General features: G+C 61.9%; 14 protein-coding genes and 1 other RNA gene. 6 read left to right on the top strand and 9 right to left on the bottom strand.

What is annotated here, in order from left to right:
* Window positions 1-62: 62 nt before the first annotated feature.
* The 5 genes from J3P73_RS20705 to tkt form a co-directional block, all read right to left on the bottom strand.
* Window positions 63-1,937 carry a potassium/proton antiporter gene (locus J3P73_RS20705; RefSeq protein WP_024323246.1) on the bottom strand — a complete coding sequence of 625 codons (1,875 nt, stop codon included), beginning with the start codon at window positions 1,935-1,937 and terminating at the stop codon, window positions 63-65.
* 495 nt (window positions 1,938-2,432) lie between these two features.
* Complete coding sequence (locus J3P73_RS20700) at window positions 2,433-2,612, bottom strand: hypothetical protein (RefSeq protein ID WP_024323245.1); 180 nt, start codon at window positions 2,610-2,612, stop codon at window positions 2,433-2,435.
* Between the two features lie 244 nt (window positions 2,613-2,856).
* Window positions 2,857-3,171 carry a hypothetical protein gene (locus J3P73_RS20695; protein ID WP_003552580.1) on the bottom strand — a complete coding sequence of 105 codons (315 nt, stop codon included), beginning with the start codon at window positions 3,169-3,171 and terminating at the stop codon, window positions 2,857-2,859.
* 249 nt (window positions 3,172-3,420) lie between these two features.
* The gene (gene gap / locus J3P73_RS20690) at window positions 3,421-4,431 is read right to left on the bottom strand and encodes a type I glyceraldehyde-3-phosphate dehydrogenase (RefSeq protein ID WP_024323244.1); all 1,011 of its coding nucleotides are present in this window, start codon (window positions 4,429-4,431) and stop codon (window positions 3,421-3,423) included.
* An 81-nt stretch (window positions 4,432-4,512) separates the two neighbouring features.
* Window positions 4,513-6,486, bottom strand: a complete 1,974-nt coding sequence (tkt, locus tag J3P73_RS20685) for a transketolase (RefSeq protein WP_024323243.1) — start codon at window positions 6,484-6,486, stop codon at window positions 4,513-4,515.
* Window positions 6,487-6,820: 334 nt separating this feature from the next.
* Between tkt and J3P73_RS20680 the strand changes: the two genes are divergently transcribed.
* The 3 genes from J3P73_RS20680 to ssrS all read left to right on the top strand — a co-directional run bounded on the left by J3P73_RS20680 (window position 6,821) and on the right by ssrS (window position 7,717).
* Entirely contained in the window at window positions 6,821-7,096 is a 276-nt protein-coding gene (locus J3P73_RS20680; RefSeq protein ID WP_012758879.1) for a DUF4164 domain-containing protein, read from the top strand.
* A gap of 15 nt (window positions 7,097-7,111) precedes the next feature.
* Window positions 7,112-7,489 carry a cell division protein ZapA gene (locus tag J3P73_RS20675; protein ID WP_003542783.1) on the top strand — a complete coding sequence of 126 codons (378 nt, stop codon included), beginning with the start codon at window positions 7,112-7,114 and terminating at the stop codon, window positions 7,487-7,489.
* Between the two features lie 69 nt (window positions 7,490-7,558).
* A non-coding RNA gene (gene ssrS / locus J3P73_RS20670) (6S RNA) lies at window positions 7,559-7,717 on the top strand.
* Between the two features lie 81 nt (window positions 7,718-7,798).
* On the opposite strand, the gene J3P73_RS20665 is transcribed toward ssrS, so the two are convergent.
* The 4 genes from J3P73_RS20665 to J3P73_RS20650 form a co-directional block, all read right to left on the bottom strand.
* Entirely contained in the window at window positions 7,799-9,286 is a 1,488-nt protein-coding gene (locus J3P73_RS20665) for an esterase-like activity of phytase family protein (protein WP_130682458.1), read from the bottom strand.
* 245 nt (window positions 9,287-9,531) lie between these two features.
* Window positions 9,532-10,515 (bottom strand): NAD-dependent epimerase/dehydratase family protein, encoded by a 984-nt coding sequence (locus J3P73_RS20660; protein ID WP_130682456.1) that lies wholly within the window; start codon window positions 10,513-10,515, stop codon window positions 9,532-9,534.
* A gap of 97 nt (window positions 10,516-10,612) precedes the next feature.
* Window positions 10,613-11,149 (bottom strand): helix-turn-helix domain-containing protein, encoded by a 537-nt coding sequence (locus J3P73_RS20655; protein ID WP_130692686.1) that lies wholly within the window; start codon window positions 11,147-11,149, stop codon window positions 10,613-10,615.
* A gap of 76 nt (window positions 11,150-11,225) precedes the next feature.
* Window positions 11,226-11,558: an ArsR/SmtB family transcription factor gene (locus tag J3P73_RS20650; protein WP_018072893.1), complete on the bottom strand. Its 333-nt coding sequence runs from the start codon at window positions 11,556-11,558 to the stop codon at window positions 11,226-11,228.
* Between the two features lie 69 nt (window positions 11,559-11,627).
* Here J3P73_RS20650 and J3P73_RS20645 point away from each other — a divergent pair, with 69 nt between their 5' ends.
* From J3P73_RS20645 to J3P73_RS20635, 3 genes are all read left to right on the top strand, one after another.
* The gene (locus tag J3P73_RS20645; RefSeq protein WP_018072894.1) at window positions 11,628-12,110 is read left to right on the top strand and encodes an SRPBCC domain-containing protein; all 483 of its coding nucleotides are present in this window, start codon (window positions 11,628-11,630) and stop codon (window positions 12,108-12,110) included.
* Window positions 12,111-12,245: 135 nt separating this feature from the next.
* The gene (gene gnd, locus J3P73_RS20640) at window positions 12,246-13,277 is read left to right on the top strand and encodes a phosphogluconate dehydrogenase (NAD(+)-dependent, decarboxylating) (protein ID WP_018072895.1); all 1,032 of its coding nucleotides are present in this window, start codon (window positions 12,246-12,248) and stop codon (window positions 13,275-13,277) included.
* A 478-nt stretch (window positions 13,278-13,755) separates the two neighbouring features.
* Window positions 13,756-15,867, top strand: a complete 2,112-nt coding sequence (locus tag J3P73_RS20635) for a mechanosensitive ion channel family protein (RefSeq protein ID WP_018069016.1) — start codon at window positions 13,756-13,758, stop codon at window positions 15,865-15,867.
* The last annotated feature ends 3 nt before the right edge of the window (window positions 15,868-15,870 follow it).

The following is a 15,870-nucleotide window of genomic DNA, read 5'->3' as shown; positions in this document are numbered from 1 at the left end:
TCCTGTCGTGGTTGGCGAAAGTTGCGCCGAACATAGCAAGGATCATTCGAGACGCAAGGCGTTCAGCGGCCGTTTTCGCGTGTGCCTTCGTCGCGTCCGGCCGGGGCTTTCGGCGGAGTTTCGGAGACCGCGTTTTCCCGGTTCCGGCGCCCGTTCAACCGGTCGCGGACGCGCTGGATGATGTCCTTGAGATTGATGAAGATCGGCAGCGTTATCGCCGGCTCGACCGCTTCGAGCGACATGCCGACGGAAGTGACGTGGTCGTGCTCATCGAGATCGCGGACGATGAGGATGATCGAGCCGAGGCGGACGCGGTCGGCATAATCGGCCTTGCCGCCGAGGCGCTGTCGCATCAATTCGGCGATCGTCAGGCCCTTTTCGGATTCGTTGAGCAGGCCGGGGCCATAGGCGGCGTCGAGATCGGCGGCGGGGCGGGCAGGAGAGAGCGCGAAGGCGCCGAAGAATTCCGCATCGTCGTCATCGACAGGCGCACGGCTGGCGAAGAGCCGGTCGAGCAGGCGGGAGTAGCTCGGGACGATGAAGAGGTAGACGAGATCGTTCTCGCGCAGCCGCCCGGCATATTGATAACGCATCGACTTGCCGTCGCGGATGACGAGCGAGGGTGTCGCCCAGCGCGGAATGCGTTCGCCGCGCAGCACCGGGCTATCCTTGATGACGCGGTAGGAGAGCAATTCGTGGTGGGCGGCACCCGGCAGGTCGACCTCAACCTTGTCGACGGCGCCGATGCGCGGCGGAATGATCAGCCCGAGCTTTTTGGCGACGGGCTTGATCGTCCAGCCCTGGACGAGCAGCGAGACCAGCACGATGATGAAAGCGGTGTTGAAATAGATCTGTCCGTTCTCAAGCCCACCGAGGATCGGCATGATGGCAAGCAGGATAGAGACGGCGCCGCGCAGGCCGACCCAGGCGACGAAGCCGATCTCTTGCTGCGTGTAATCGAAGGGAAGCAGCGACAGCCAGACCGCCAAGGGTCGGGCGACGAAGATCAGGAAGAGGGCCAGCAGAATAGCCGGCACGATGATGACAGGGAATTGCGACGGCGTGGCGAGCAGGCCGAGCACCAGGAACATGATGATCTGCGCCAGCCAGGTCATGCCGTCCTGGAAGCGCTTGATGGTGCCGATCGCCTGCATCTTGCGGTTTCCGGCGTAGATGCCGGCGACATAGACGGCGAGGAAGCCGCTGCCGCCGACCGCGCCGGTGAAGGAGAAGACGAGAAGAGCGAGCGCCAGCACGAAGATCGGCGTCAGGCCGCGATCGGTATCGAGCCTGCTGACGATCAGCACGATCATCATGCCGCCGAGCAGGCCGAGAATGACGCCGAGGCCCATCTGCTGCACGAACATGGCGAGCATGCCGATATTGATGCCGGCGTAACGCTCGCCGCTCGCCAGCACCTCGACAAGGGCGATGGTGAGAAAGATCGCCATCGGATCATTGGTGCCGGATTCCACTTCCAGCGTCGAGCGCACCTTGTCGCGAATGTTGATGCCGCCGATGCGCAGCAGGAAGAAGACGGCGGCGGCATCCGTCGATGCGACGATCGAGCCAAGCAGCAGACCTTCCAGCCAGGTGAAGTTCAACAGCCACATGGCGGCGAAGGCAAAGAGCGAGGCGGTGATCAGCACACCGACCGAGGCGAGCGCCAGGGAGGGCACGGCCGCCAGCCGAAAGGCCTGCATCGGCGTACCGAAGCCGGAATCGAACAGGATGACGGCCAGCGCGATGGAGCCGAGAATATAAGCGAGATAATTGTTGCTGAACTCGATGCCGAGGCCGTCGACGCCGGCGGCAAGGCCGATCATCAGGAAGAGCAGCAGCAGGGGAGCGCCGAAGCGGAAGGCGAGCAGGCTCGAAAAAGCGGCAAGAAGCACGAGCGCCGTCGAAACCAGCACCACGATATAGAACGCTTCCATGCCCACCCCTTTCCATCGACTGCTTTGCGAACACAGCCGCCCCGGCCGATCCGCCTCTATTCAACCCCTCCGTCACGCGCGGCGATCCGTCAGTAAACGGCAAAACGTCAGAGAAGGGTAGGCCTTGCGGCTTAACCTCGTCGCGATGCTGCTTCATGCTGCTGAACGGCTGCCGGACGGCCAACCGATACGGAATGCTACGGGAGAAATTCTCTATAAAGAATGTATAGGAAAATCAGGCGAGAGCAGGGCAAAAAAGACAGGCACGGATTTTTCCTGCCGGTATCTGCGAATGGCAACAGAATAAGACACGCTCCCTTTCAAGCGGCCCGTTTGCCTTGTCCGATGAAAGGAAGACTGGATTGCAGGCGCGGATGCGGAAAGCGGGGAAAATGAACGCTGAGATTTTTCGATAGCGGGAGGAAAATGCCAGCCGCCCAGCGAGAGCGCCGGCTGTAGTTTTGTGCCAGAAGCGGCCGGCCGGCCCTTGCTCTGCTATCCCAACACTGCCTGAAGTATGATGATGGCGAGAAACGAAAGGCCAATGAACGCGGCAACCCAGATGACCAGACGATTAGCCTTTGCCAGCACGGCAGGTCTGACGTCCCGCTTGGGGTGAAACCGTTGCCGCCGTTTGAGGGTGGTGTGGGACAAGCGTTTTTGTGCCTCTACCATTTATCACCTCCACTTGGCTCACTTTAGCTATTGTGCGCTGTGCATTTCCTCAATCTAGCACGCTTGGCCAGCGGATTGCCAACCCGTGATCCATCCTTGCGGCCAGGGAAGTCGTCGATGATGGTTTACCAGGGACGTCTATCGAATTCGAACCCGAGGCAGCCTCAACTGCACCGCCATCCTGTCCTGCGAACGGCGGCGCTTCTATATGACTTCGAAACCGGAAAAAGATGCGGATCGTCGCTCAGTCTTCTGTGTCTTCGCCCTCGTCGGTCAGATCCGCGACCGGGACCAGGAAAACGACGAACTCGTCCTCGATGGTCCGTTCGGGATCGTCGTCGAATTCATAGGCGTGCTCGACTTCGCTTGCTTCCTCGGTGGTCGCCTTGCGCAGGCTCAGGGCCGCTTTGCGGTCCCAAAGCGGCTTGCCTTCGGATTCCAGGACGGTCAGATCGTCGCGAAAGTCTTCCGCCTCGAAGAAATGCGTCGCTTCCTCGTGATTTTCCGAGCGAAAACTGGCAACGGCGCGGCCGGCGATTTCAACGGTAAAGTAATCCATCCATCTCTCTCATTTTCATGCGGGCGACAGCGCTACCGCACGGTATTGGCGTTCCGCACCTGGCCGGTGGCCGATGCGGCGTGAGGAAACTGGGCATTTGGAATGTCCAGGGTGACGTATTCTAGCAGATCTCATCCGGGCAATGGGCGAAAAGATGCCAGTGCGGGAAGGCCGGTTTCGTTTGGAGGCACGGCAACAAAAAGCGGCCCGGTTTCCCGGGCCGCTTGCATGTCGATGCCTCAAGAGCGCTCAGATGAGCTTGGCGAAAGCGACTGCCGTGTCGGACATGCGGCTGGAGAAGCCCCACTCGTTGTCGTACCAGGACAGGACGCGCACGAAGTTGCCTTCCATGACCTTGGTCTGATCGGTTGCGAGGATCGACGAGTGGCTGTCGTGGTTGAAGTCACGGGAGACGAGCGGCTCGTCGGTGTAGCCGAGGATGCCCTTCAGCTTGCCGTTTGCAGCAGCCATGATGGCTTCGTTGATTTCGCCAACGCTGGTCGCCTTCTTGGAGACGAACTTGAAGTCGACGACCGAAACGTTCGGGGTCGGAACGCGGATGGAGGTGCCGTCGAGCTTGCCTTTCAGATGCGGCAGAACGAGGCCGACTGCCTTGGCTGCACCCGTCGAGGTCGGGATCATCGAGAGGGCGGCCGCGCGGGCGCGATACAGGTCCTTGTGCATCGTGTCGAGCGTCGGCTGGTCGCCGGTATAGGAGTGGATGGTCGTCATGAAGCCGTGGTCGATGCCGACGGCGTCGTCGAGAACCTTCACGACTGGCACCAGGCAGTTGGTGGTGCAGGACGCGTTGGAGATGACCAAGTGCTCCTTGGTGAGCTGGTCATGGTTGACGCCGAAGACGACCGTCAGGTCGGCACCATCGGCCGGTGCCGAGACGATGACGCGCTTGGCGCCGGCGGTCAGGTGAGCGGCAGCCTTGTCGCGGGCGGTGAAGATGCCGGTGCATTCCATCGCGATGTCGACACCGAGTTCGCGGTGCGGAAGCGTTGCCGGATCCTTGATCGCCGTGACCTTGATCGGCTTGCCGTTGCCGACGATGATCGTGTCACCCTCGACCTTCACCGTTGCCGGGAAGCGGCCGTGGATCGAGTCGTAGCGCAGCAGGTGGGCGTTGGTTTCAACCGGGCCGAGATCGTTGATGGCGACGACTTCGATGTCGGTGCGGCCGGATTCGACGATGGCGCGAAGGACGTTGCGGCCGATGCGGCCGAAACCGTTGATGGCAACCTTGACTGTCATGTTCATTCACTCCCGATAGAGTAGGGCCCGATAGCGAGGGCCTGGAATTGAGGAGATGGAGAGCGCCTCAAGGCGCCCTCATTAAAGCTTTGCTTCCGCGGCCGCAACGACGGCGTCGGCGGTGATGCCGAAATGCTTGTAAACTTCCTTGACCGGGCCGGAAGCGCCGAAGCTCTTCATGCCGATGAAGGTGCCTTCCGGTCCGATGAACGCATCCCAGCCTTCGCGAACGGCGGCTTCGACGGCGATCTTGACCGGCGAGTTGCCGAGGATTTCCTTGCGATAGGCTTCCGGCTGCTCGAAGAACAGTTCCGTGCAGGGAACCGATACGACGCGGACGGTGACGCCCTTGGCTTCGAGTGCCGTACGGGCTGCAACGGCGATTTCGACTTCGGAGCCGGAGGCGAAGATCGTCACCTTGGCGTCGGCATTGCCGGCGAGCACATAGGCGCCCTGTTCGCAAAGGTTCTTTTCGCTATATTCGGTGCGCGCTGCGAGCAGGTTCTGACGCGTCAGAGCAAGGCCCGAAGGACGGTTGTGCGTCTTGATGGCGATCTGCCAGCATTCCGCCGTTTCCGTAGCGTCGGCCGGACGGAAGACCATCAGGTTCGGGATGGCGCGCAGACCGGCGAGCTGTTCGACCGGCTGGTGCGTCGGGCCGTCTTCGCCGACGCCGATCGAGTCATGCGTCAGGACGTGAATGACGCGGATGCCCATCAGCGAAGCAAGGCGGATCGGCGGACGGCAATAATCCGAGAAGATCAGGAAGCCGCCGCTATAGGGGATGAGGCCGCCATGCAGCGCAATGCCGTTCATGGCAGACGCCATGCCATGCTCGCGGATGCCCCAATGCATATAACGACCGGCGAAATCCGTCGGGGTGATCGAATGCATCTGGCTGGTCTTGGTGTTGTTCGACGGCGTCAGGTCGGCGGAGCCGCCGAGCGTTTCCGGCAGGAAGCCGTTGATGACCTCAAGCGCGTCTTCCGAAGCCTTGCGGGTCGCAACCGTCGGCTTGGTCTCGGCGAGCTTCTTCTTAAATGTGCTGATCGCGGCGTCGAAACCTTCCGGCAGCTCGCCTGCCATGCGGCGGGTGAACTCGGCCTTGGCCGGAGCCTTGGCGAGGCCGTCTTCCCAGGATTTGACGAGGTCAACGGAGCGCGCGCCGGCTGCACGCCAGCTGTCGAGAACGTCCGAGGGGATGACGAAGGCTTCGGCTTCCCAGTTCAGTGCCTTGCGGGTGGCTGCGATTTCTTCGGCGCCGAGCGGGTTGCCGTGGACCTTGTGGGTGCCCTGCTTGTTCGGGGCGCCGAAGCCGATGATCGTCTTGCAGGCGATGAAGGTCGGCCGGTCGGACTTCTGGGCAGCTTCGATCGCGTCGGCGATAGCGGCCTGATCGTGACCGTCGATCTCGATCGTGTTCCAGTGAACCGCCTTGAAGCGGGCGACCTGGTCGGTGGAATCCGACAGCGACACGGCGCCGTCGATGGTGATCGAGTTATTGTCCCAGAACAGGACGAGCTTGTTGAGCTTCAGGTGGCCGGCGAGCGCGATGGCTTCGTGGCTGATGCCCTCCATCAGGCAGCCGTCGCCGCAGATCGCATAGGTGTAGTGATCCTGGAGATCGGAGCCGAACTCCTCGCGCAGCTTGCGTTCGGCAATCGCCATGCCGACGGAATTGGCAATGCCCTGGCCGAGCGGACCGGTCGTCGTTTCGATGCCTGTGGCATGACCGTATTCCGGATGGCCGGCGGTCTTCGAGCCGAGCTGGCGGAACTGCTTCAGATCTTCGATCGTCATGTCCGGATAGCCGGTCAGATACAGCACCGAATAGAGCAGCATCGAACCATGGCCGGCTGACAGCACGAAGCGATCGCGGTTCGGCCAGTGCGGCTTCTTCGGATCGAACTTCAGATATTTGGTGAACAGGACCGTTGCCACGTCGGCCATGCCCATCGGCATGCCCGGGTGGCCCGAGTTCGCCTTTTCAACGGCGTCCATGGCGAGAAAACGGATCGCATTCGCCATCCGGTCGTGTTGTTCGGGAGAGGTCATGGCTTTTCCGCAAGTTCCGGGTGTCGGGGGGATGGCCTCGAGCCTCCAAGACCATCGAGTGAAAGCGGCAGAGACATAGCAGTTGGGACGGGCAAGTCAATAAATGGCAGGCCAAATCCGGGCACGCAGCGGCGATTTTTGACATTTGATCGCGCGATTGTACAAATGACGAATCTGATGTGGCGAGCCTATGTAAAACGCTCATCCACAGGATAGGCCGGTGGGCAAGTGACAGGATTTATTGACGGGCCGTCGGCGAGCTGCATATCCTTTTGAAATCGCAGGATCGGCGCGGCGTGCCGATTCGCGGATCCTGCGCGGGAATCGGAAAGACATGATGCCCACAGGCAAAACCATGGAAGCAGCGCTCAACGAATTGAGACAGGCGATATCGAGCCTCGAAAACGCCGTCGACATGCGCGTCGAGCGGCAGCGCGAGCAGGGCGAGATCGAGGGCGAGGTGCGGCGTGTGCACGCCGACCGTTCCCGGCTGGCGCAGGAGCTCGACCAGGCCGAATTCCGCGCCAACCGGCTGGAAGAGGTCAATCGCGAGGTATCGCGGCGGCTGGTGACGGCCATGGAAACGATCCGCGCGGTTCTGGATCGCTGATAGAAAGAGTTTGGCATGGCGCAGGTGACGGTAACGATCGACGGCAAGGCCTATCGCATGGCCTGCGAGGAGGGGCAGGAGGATCACCTGACCGATCTCGCCACCCGCTTCGACCGCTATGTCGGCCATCTCAAGGATCAGTTCGGGGAAATCGGCGATCTCAGGATCACCGTCATGGCCGGCATCATGATCACGGACGAGATTGCCGAGCTGACGCGCCGCGTCGCCGGGTTGGAGTCCGAGCTCGAGACGCTGCGCGGCAATCGCGATACGGTGCTTGCAGCCACCGCCCGGACCGAGGAAAATCTTGCGGCAGCGCTCAGTGAAGTGTCGAGCCGCATCCGCGGCATCACCGACAAGCTGAACGGCCGGTCCGCCCCCGAACTCAATTGATCTCAATTAAATAGGGGCGGCCTTCCGTCGCCACTGGCGCGCCAGCACAAACGACCTTATATATCGCCATGCGGTCTGCGCCTCTCGACAGGAACCACAATCCCTGGGGCCATACTCGATCCAAAGGGAGCTGTCCCTGGCCAGGCCCGTGGGCCTGGACACACGGCGCCCACCTACGTTTGTAGGCACCCAGGATCGTAAACATCCATCGGTGGTCGTGGATCGCACCGTTTCCTTCCATTTTCAGCGAAGACGCCGGATATGGCGGGCGAACGCGGGTTGCCCGTTCGCCCTTCTTCAGCGCGTCCGTTACTTCTTCAGACCTGGAAGGGTGACCTGGAAGACCTGGAACATGGTGTCGACGTCGGCACCGCCGTCCGCCTTGTAGGCGGCACCCACCTGGAAACCATCCTGCGTCAAGAAGTCGTTGTCATTGGCGACGAACAGGAAGTAGTCGTCCGGCAGGTTCGGGTCGAGAACGCTCGCCAGACCCATGGCTTCCCACTTTTCCGACAGATTGTTCTTGTCGTTCGGCGCGCCGTTGTGCAGGCCGAAGCGGGTGAGATCGGTCTTGTCGTTGAGGTCGATGAAGGGTGTCAGCGTCGCCGGCGTCAGCGAGGGATCGATGACGCCCTTCGGCGCGATCGGCTTGCCGTCATCGAAATCGCTGCCGGCGATGTCGGTCGCGGCGGAAATGTCGACGATGTCGACCTTGCGGTAGAGCGAGGTGTCGCCCTTCAGGCCCTGGCCGTTGCCGCTGTCGCGGGCGAGCATCAGGAAGGTCTTGTCGGACAGGGCGACGATTTCGCTCTCGGCGGCGATCGTCGTCTTGTCCTTGGCGTCCTTGAAGACCGGCAGCGGCACGACATATTCGTGCACCAGTTTCAAGTGATCGGGATCGGCGGCGTCATAGATCATGGCGCGGGTATTCTGGCGGGTCGAGCCGGAATCGCCGCCGTCCTGGCGGGCGGCCGACTGCAGCACAGCGATGATGAACTTGCCATCAGGCGTCATCGCCATGCCTTCGAGACCCTGGTTGTTCTGGCGGCCGGTCTCCGGATCTTTCGGGTCCGGAGCGGAGGCGCCGGAGCCGGGATTGTTGGAGGCAAAGCTCAACGCGCCCTTGCGCATCGGCAAAAGCGCCTTCGGCGGCTGGGTGGCGGAGAGCAGGTGTCCGTCAGCGGCGAAGTGATAGATATAAGGCCCGTATTCGTCGCTGACGAACATGCTGCCGTCGGCCATGCGGATGATGGCTTCATTGTCGAGCGCGATCTTGCCGTTCGTCGCCTGCGGCAGCGCGGGAAAACTACCGGCAGCGGGGCGGACGCCGGATTCCGGGTCGAGACCGGTCATGTCGCCGCCCCTGTCGTCGACGAAGAGTGTGGAATCGACGAGCTTTGCGTCGACGCCCGACTGTTCCTTGCCGACCTCGGGTGCCGCACCCGGAGCGGTCGGCGTCAGGCCGATCGAGATGGTGTTCAGACGTGGCCGGTAATCAACGGTGCCGACGGCGTTGTAACCGCGGTCGGGCAACAGGTAGAGCGTGCCGTTGTAGCCGGCGCCGTCGCGGCTCCAGGCGGCGGGATCGATCGCCATGCCCGAGCCGGAACCGAAGGTCTCGCCGAATTTGTCACGCTGGTTGGCCGGAATGCGGCCGATGCCCACCAAGCCCTTGTTGACGAAGGTGAGGCCGCCGACGGTGGCGGAATTCTCGGCCATTGCGACGACTGGCACGGCGGCGGATGCCGCGAGAACCGCGGCGAACAGCCGCGATGCGTATGGTCTGACATTCTTCATGGAAATACCCTCTCGGTCAAAAGCGCTCTCGAAACGGCTTCCGCCCGCAGGCTGGACCCCGCTTCAAATGACACCCCGGCCTGGATTCGATTTCCCGATGGCACAACACGCCCTGGATTTCGTCGCCCCATATCCCCGGCAGACGGTCTATGACGGGATCGTGATATCTGGATGACACTTCTCAGCGAAAGCGTCATGCTGGAGAGGAAGTCGGGCTTTCGCGTGTCCGCATTCCAGCTGCTGCTCTATCCGACCGGGTAAGGCCCTTCGGCGAAGACCTCATCGTGGTAGCCCTTGGAGCCGACATTCAGCGCCAAAGGGCTTCGCCACTCCCTGTTGTCGCGCAGGCAATCGAGCACGAAACGGAAATCATATCGCGGCTGCCAGCCGAGTTCCCGCCTTGCGCGTTCGTTGACATAGACACGGTCGAGCGAAGGAAACATCTTCCAGCCGCGTGATGCGTAAAGGGCGCCTGCACCCGGGAACAGTCGTTCGACGACGTGAGGCGCGTCGCGCCGGATCGCGGCGAGATCACTTGCCGAAAACGGCGTCGTGGCGGAGATGATGTAGCGGCCAAAGCCGATTGCCGGCGCCTTTTCGAGCGCCAGCAGATGGGCGCTGACCACGTCGCTGATATCGACGCGGCGGTGAAGAAGCTCGTTGGCCTGGGCATTCTCTGCCGAATAGCCGTTACGAATATCAGGATTGTCGTCGTTTTCGGGAAAGAAACGCGACGTCCTGAGAATGACCACCGGCAGGCCGGACTTGCGGGCGAAGAGTTCGCACAAGCCTTCGGCGGCGAGTTTCGTTACGCCGTAGATGTTTTTCGCGACGGGAAGCACGTCCTCAGTCACCCATGCCGCCGGTTCGCCGGCAGCCGGCGTTAATGCCGCACCGAAGGTGCTGGTGGTGCTGGTGAAGACGAAGCTTGCAACGCCTGCTGCGACCGCTTCTTCGAGCAGGTTGAGGGTGCCGGCGATATTGGTGTCGAGGAAATCGTAATTGCCGTGGGTTGCCACATGCGGTTTGTGCAGCGTCGCGGCATGGATGACGTGGCTGATGCCTGACATCGCCTGCCTGATGAAGGCGCGATCACTGATCGAGCCGACCATGTCGGTAAAAGCCGAGGGCTTGATATCGATGCCGCGCACCCAGCGGCTTTCCGCCCTCAAGGTCCGCATCAGCGCTTCGCCGAGATGGCCGGCGCTTCCCGTCACCAGTATCGTCATCACATCGTCTCCTGACCGTTCGGCGGCGGACGCTATAAAGACTAAGGTTTTCAGACAACGCATAAATTATGCATGGGCGTGCAGGAAAGCTTGAGGCTCAGCCGATGGTCGTAACAAGGCGGCCAGTGCTGCCGTCGGAAAGCATGATCCGTTCCCAGGTCACGCGGCCGTCGGCGATCGGCAGCAGCGCATTGCCGTTCGCGCCGGTATCGAGGGTCAACGACGAGAGCCTGCCATCATGCCAGCCGCGCTCCTCCAGCGACTGCTCGGCCGCGGCGATTTCGGCGGATGCATAAGAGAATAGGGAGCGGCCGAGAAAGGCGCCGAGCGGCGCCCGCCACTCTGCCTGCCTCGGGCGGGAGGCGGAGAGCAGCCGGTGGGTGCGGTCGCAGATCAGATGCACCGGCCGGACGGAATCCTCGACCAGCCGTTTCAGCGCCGTATCGACTGCTGCATATTGCGGTGAGGCGAAAATCCGTTCCAGCTTGGCGGCCTGTTCGCCCGACAGGGCGAGCTGATCGCGCTCCCAGCGTGAGACCGTCGCCTGGTTGACGCCGAGGAGTTCGGCGAGATGTTCCTGCTTCATGCTGCGCAGCAGCCGCCTGCGGCGTATGCCGGCGCCCGATATCGTCATCTGCCTGATCCCGTGCCGTTTTGGCCAGCATAAGGCTTGGGCTGGCCGGCAAGCAAGCTGTTGGGCGGCCGGATCATTATTCGGGCTGGCCCTCGAGGTCGTCTTTCAGCCGGTCGAGAATCGACAGGGAATGTCCGGCATAGGTGCTGATCCAGCGGTCATAGATGTGTTTGATCGGCAGGCTGTTCAGGTGGTTCCAGCGCTCGCGGCCTTCCTTCCTGGCGATGACCAGGTCAGCCTCTTCCAGCACCTTCAGATGCTGCATCACCGTACAGCGATCCATCTGCGGAAACGTCTCGCAAAGGGTCCCCGTGGTTCGGGGGCCATCCTTGAGCAGATCGAGGATTTCGCGGCGGCGATGATGCGCCAGCGCCTTGAAAACGGGGTCGTCGGTTGATTCGCTTGACATGTTATATTTTTATAACATAATGGCGCCAAGGACAATGGAACAGACACACTGGAGAAGAGGAGAAGTGTCATGTCTCTCGGAATCCGCATTTCCGGCCGTGTCGGCCGCCCCGTTGCAGAGGTGTTCGATGCCGTCGTCAACCCGAAGAAGCTCAGCAGCTATTTCACCACGATCGGTGGGGCGAGCGCGCCGCTCGTGAAGGGCACGACGGTCACCTGGTGGAAGGATGCGCCAGTCGAGGTCGTCGAACTCGTGCCGGAAAGCCGCATCGTGCTTCGCTGGGATGGCGGCACTGGCGAAGACGAGGCAAGATACAAGACGCTGGTCGAGATGAACTTCAAGCCGCTGGAGGATGGCGGGACGCTGGTGACGATCGCCGAGACCGGCTGGCGCGAAGACGATGCTGGCCGGCGCGGCACCTATCTCAATTGCGAAGGCTGGACGCAGATGCTCTGCTGCATGAAGGCTTTCGTTGAATATGGCATCAATCTGCGCGAGGGCATGTTCCTCAGCGAAATGAAGGGTGAGCCGGCCAGCGCGCCGGACATTTGACGATACGTCGATCTCAGCGAGATCGGCGGTGCAATCGTCGCATTCGCCGATATCACCGAGACTTTGCTTGCCTGTCACACTGCGGGTGCTAATTTCCGGATTCGATACTTCACTTCGGTTTCCAGGAGATTCATTATGCAGCTTGGCATGGTTGGTTTGGGCCGCATGGGCAATTATATGGTCCAGCGCTTGATGCGGGGCGGTCACGAATGCGTCGTTTACGACGCCAGGCCGGAAAGCGTTGCCGAGCTCGCCGGCCTCGGCGCGACCGGCAGTGCTTCGCTTGCGGAATTCGTCTCGAAGCTGACCCATCCGCGCGCGATCTGGCTGATGCTGCCGGCGGCGATCGTCGACAAGGTGCTGGCGAGCCTGATGCCGCTGCTTGAGAATGGCGATATCGTCATCGACGGCGGTAACTCCTACTACCACGACGATATCCGCCGCGGCGCCGAACTCATCACCAAAGGTATCCATTATGTCGATGTCGGCACCAGCGGCGGCGTCTTCGGCCTCGAGCGCGGCTATTGCCTGATGATCGGCGGCGAGAAGGGCATCGTCGAGCACCTTTCTCCCGTCTTCGCAACGCTGGCACCCGGCGTCGGCAAGACGGAAGCCTCGCCGAACCGGAGCGCCGAAGCGGCTGCTGCCAGCACCGCGGAGCAGGGTTACCTGCATTGCGGCCCGCATGGCGCCGGTCATTTCGTCAAAATGGTGCATAACGGCATCGAATACGGCCTGATGGCCGCCTATGCCGAAGGTATCAATATTCTGAAACACGCCAATATCGGCGCCGCCTCGCATGAGGCCGATGCGGAAACCGCGCCGCTCGCTCATCCGGAACATTTCCAATATGACTTCAACCTGCAGGATGTCGCCGAAGTGTGGCGCCGCGGCAGCGTCATCACCTCCTGGTTGCTCGACCTCACGGCCGATGCGCTGCATGCCGATCCCGCACTTTCGAAATATGCCGGCCGCGTCTCGGACAGCGGCGAAGGCCGCTGGACGATCATGGCGGCAATCGACGAAAGCGTGCCGACGCCGGTGCTGAGCGCTGCACTCTACGGCCGCTTCTCCTCGCGCGATAACGACGAATTCGCCAACAAGGTGCTGTCGGCGATGCGCGCGGGCTTCGGCGGCCACGTGGAAAAACCGGTCGCGAAATCCTGAAGGCAAGCGACTTCACTCACGGTTCCGGCAAATCCGTCATCCTGAAATGGCGAGCGCGGCGTTTCGTTTCGAGGAGGCGGCGACGTTGACCTTTCCTAGAGCCTTTCCTGGTCAGATTGCAGCATTCTGCCGGAGCAGGTTTGCGTCAGGGCAGAGGCGATCGGCGAAGGGCATACCTCGTGGTACGTCCGAGCCGATCGCCTCTGCCCTGACGCAAAGATGCCCGGCCCTTCGGGTTGGCTGAAACGGGCCGGCTGATCGACCGGCCGGCTTGGCCGTAGAGCTGGGCTACGACGCGCGCCGGCCGGTCGACCATCCGACTCCGTTTGAGCCAACAGAATGCTGCAATCTGACCAGGAAAGGCTCTAGCCATCAGTATGGGTTTCCTACTGCTTGCTGGCGGCAACGGTCGCGAGTATCCATTGCAAAATGTCGGCGCTGCTTTGCACAAGCGACCGACATTTCATTGGAGGCGGTCATGGAGCGTGGCATGGCAGGGGGCTTGAAGGCCGCCATATTCGGCATACTGGCATTGCTTGCGCTTTTTTCGGCGGTTTCGCCTGGCTTTTCCCAGACGCCGCCAGCGCAAGTGACGGCCGCGACCGCCCCGCCGGCCGAGGTGCGTGAGATGATGGAGCTCATGCAGACGCCTCAGGTCAAACAATGGATGTCGACGCAGATGGCGGCGGCGCCGGCGAGCGATACGGCGGCCGGCGACCAGATGTCGGTCTTGTCAGGTCTGCTCCAGCATGCCCGCCGGCACGTCTCGATGGTCTCCGATGCGGCGATGATGCTGCCCTCACAGGTCGGCCATGCTTCTTCGCTGTTCTTCGGTGAAATCGCCGCCGCCGGCTGGCCGCGCATGGCGGCGCAGTTTCTGGCGATTTTCCTGCTCGGCACCATCGTCGAGCGCATTGCCCGCTATGCCTTTCGCCGCCGCCGCCAGGCGGCGCAGATGGCGGGCATGCATCTTGCCCCGCGCGTCATCCCGGCGCTGATCTTTGCCGTGGCGACGGCGCTTGCTCTTCTCAGCGTCAGCTGGCCGCCGGTCAGCCAGAGCATCGCGATCGTTTGCGTTGTCGCGCTCGTGGTCCAGCGCTTCACGATTTGCCTCGGAGGCGTCCTGGTCGATCTCATCGGGCTGGCGCGGGTGGAGGAAGAACGGCAGGGTGTCACCGCTGCGATCATGCCGGCGCGCGCGGTTGCATTCTTCTGGTATCGGCGCTGTGCGACTTTCGTCATCTATTTCATATTCGGCTGGGCGGTGATCCAGTCGATGGAGCCGCTCGGCTATTCTCCGAGCGTCCGGCTCCTCGTCGGCTATATGATGGGCATCGGCCTGTTGCTGATCGCGATCGAGGCCGTCTGGTCGCGGCCGCACAAGGACGAGAAGCGCGGGTACGGGACCTCCTGGGCGCTCACCGTCTATTTCCTGGTGCTTTGGAGCCTCTGGGTCGCAGGCTTCAACTGGTTGCTCTGGCTCGGCATTTACGTGCTGTTGCTGCCGCGCGTGCTTGCCGTCTCGACGATTGCGGTAAAATCGCTGCAGCAGACCGAAGCGAGCTTCCTTGCCACGCGCCGCATTGCAGCCGTACTGCTCGACCGCGGCGTGCGGGCGCTGATCATTGCCGTCGCCGCCATCTGGCTTGGGCGTATGCTCGGCGTCGGTGCCGATACGATGGCCGCCGGCGAAACGATGATCGACAAGATCGCGCGCGGCGTAATCGGCGGCATCGTCATCCTGCTTGCCGCCGATCTGCTCTGGCATGTCATCAAGGCTTATATCGACGGCAAGCTGCTCGATTCATCCGTGGATGGCGGAGCAACGGATGAGGAGAAGGCCAAACGCGCGCGGATACAGACGCTGTTGCCGATCTTCCGCAATATTCTCGCCGTCGTGATCGCCGTCATTGCCGCTCTGATGGTGCTCTCCGGACTCGGTATCGAGATCGGGCCGCTGATCGCCGGCGCCGGTGTCGTCGGCGTTGCGGTCGGCTTCGGCGCTCAGACCATCGTCAAGGACGTCATCAGCGGCATGTTCTATCTCTGGGACGATGCCTTCCGCATTGGCGAATATATCGAAAGCGGCAGCCACAAGGGCGTAGTCGAGGCCTTCAGCCTGCGCTCGGTGAAGCTCAGGCATCATCGCGGGCCGCTGACGACGGTGCCGTTCGGCGAACTCGGCGCAGTGAAGAACCTCAATCGCGACTGGACGATCGACAAGATCAGCCTCAACGTCAAATACGACACCGATCTCGTCAAAGCGAAGAAGGTGATCAAGCAGATCGGCCAGACGCTGCTCGAAAATCCGGAATTCGGCCCTCATATCATCGAGACGCTGAAGATGAAGGGTGTCGAGCAGTTCGGCGAATTCGCGATCGAAATCCGGCTGTCGATGATGACGAAGCCCGGCGAGCAATTCGTCATCCGCCGCAATGCGCTGGCGATGATCCGCAATGCCTTCCAGGAAAACGGTATCGAATTCGCCGTGCCGACGGTGCAGGTGGCGGGCGACCGCGATGCGGAGGTGGATGCTGCCGTCGCGCGCTACGCCGCGCATGCGCGGGCGGGCGGCGAGCCGGCGGCATGAACC

Source organism: Rhizobium ruizarguesonis, from assembly GCF_017357285.1.
In the GTDB taxonomy this organism is placed as follows: Bacteria; Pseudomonadota; Alphaproteobacteria; order Rhizobiales; family Rhizobiaceae; genus Rhizobium; species Rhizobium ruizarguesonis.
The sequence above is the reverse complement of the archived record's forward strand: the minus strand, read 5'-3'. Positions and strand labels throughout refer to the sequence as shown.

Excerpts from the sequence above, each read along its gene's own strand:
- J3P73_RS20655 (WP_130692686.1), bottom strand. The coding sequence starts at position 11,149 with ATGACGATATCGGGCGCCGGCATACGCCGCAGGCGGCTGCTGCGCAGC.
- J3P73_RS20660 (WP_130682456.1), bottom strand. The coding sequence starts at position 10,515 with ATGACGATACTGGTGACGGGAAGCGCCGGCCATCTCGGCGAAGCGCTG.
- J3P73_RS20635 (WP_018069016.1), top strand. The coding sequence starts at position 13,756 with ATGGAGCGTGGCATGGCAGGGGGCTTGAAGGCCGCCATATTCGGCATA.
- J3P73_RS20665 (WP_130682458.1), bottom strand. The coding sequence starts at position 9,286 with ATGAAGAATGTCAGACCATACGCATCGCGGCTGTTCGCCGCGGTTCTC.
- gnd (WP_018072895.1), top strand. The coding sequence starts at position 12,246 with ATGCAGCTTGGCATGGTTGGTTTGGGCCGCATGGGCAATTATATGGTC.
- J3P73_RS20650 (WP_018072893.1), bottom strand. The coding sequence starts at position 11,558 with ATGTCAAGCGAATCAACCGACGACCCCGTTTTCAAGGCGCTGGCGCAT.
- J3P73_RS20680 (WP_012758879.1), top strand. The coding sequence starts at position 6,821 with ATGATGCCCACAGGCAAAACCATGGAAGCAGCGCTCAACGAATTGAGA.
- J3P73_RS20645 (WP_018072894.1), top strand. The coding sequence starts at position 11,628 with ATGTCTCTCGGAATCCGCATTTCCGGCCGTGTCGGCCGCCCCGTTGCA.
- tkt (WP_024323243.1), bottom strand. The coding sequence starts at position 6,486 with ATGACCTCTCCCGAACAACACGACCGGATGGCGAATGCGATCCGTTTT.
- J3P73_RS20675 (WP_003542783.1), top strand. The coding sequence starts at position 7,112 with ATGGCGCAGGTGACGGTAACGATCGACGGCAAGGCCTATCGCATGGCC.
- J3P73_RS20705 (WP_024323246.1), bottom strand. The coding sequence starts at position 1,937 with ATGGAAGCGTTCTATATCGTGGTGCTGGTTTCGACGGCGCTCGTGCTT.
- J3P73_RS20695 (WP_003552580.1), bottom strand. The coding sequence starts at position 3,171 with ATGGATTACTTTACCGTTGAAATCGCCGGCCGCGCCGTTGCCAGTTTT.
- gap (WP_024323244.1), bottom strand. The coding sequence starts at position 4,431 with ATGACAGTCAAGGTTGCCATCAACGGTTTCGGCCGCATCGGCCGCAAC.
- J3P73_RS20700 (WP_024323245.1), bottom strand. The coding sequence starts at position 2,612 with ATGGTAGAGGCACAAAAACGCTTGTCCCACACCACCCTCAAACGGCGG.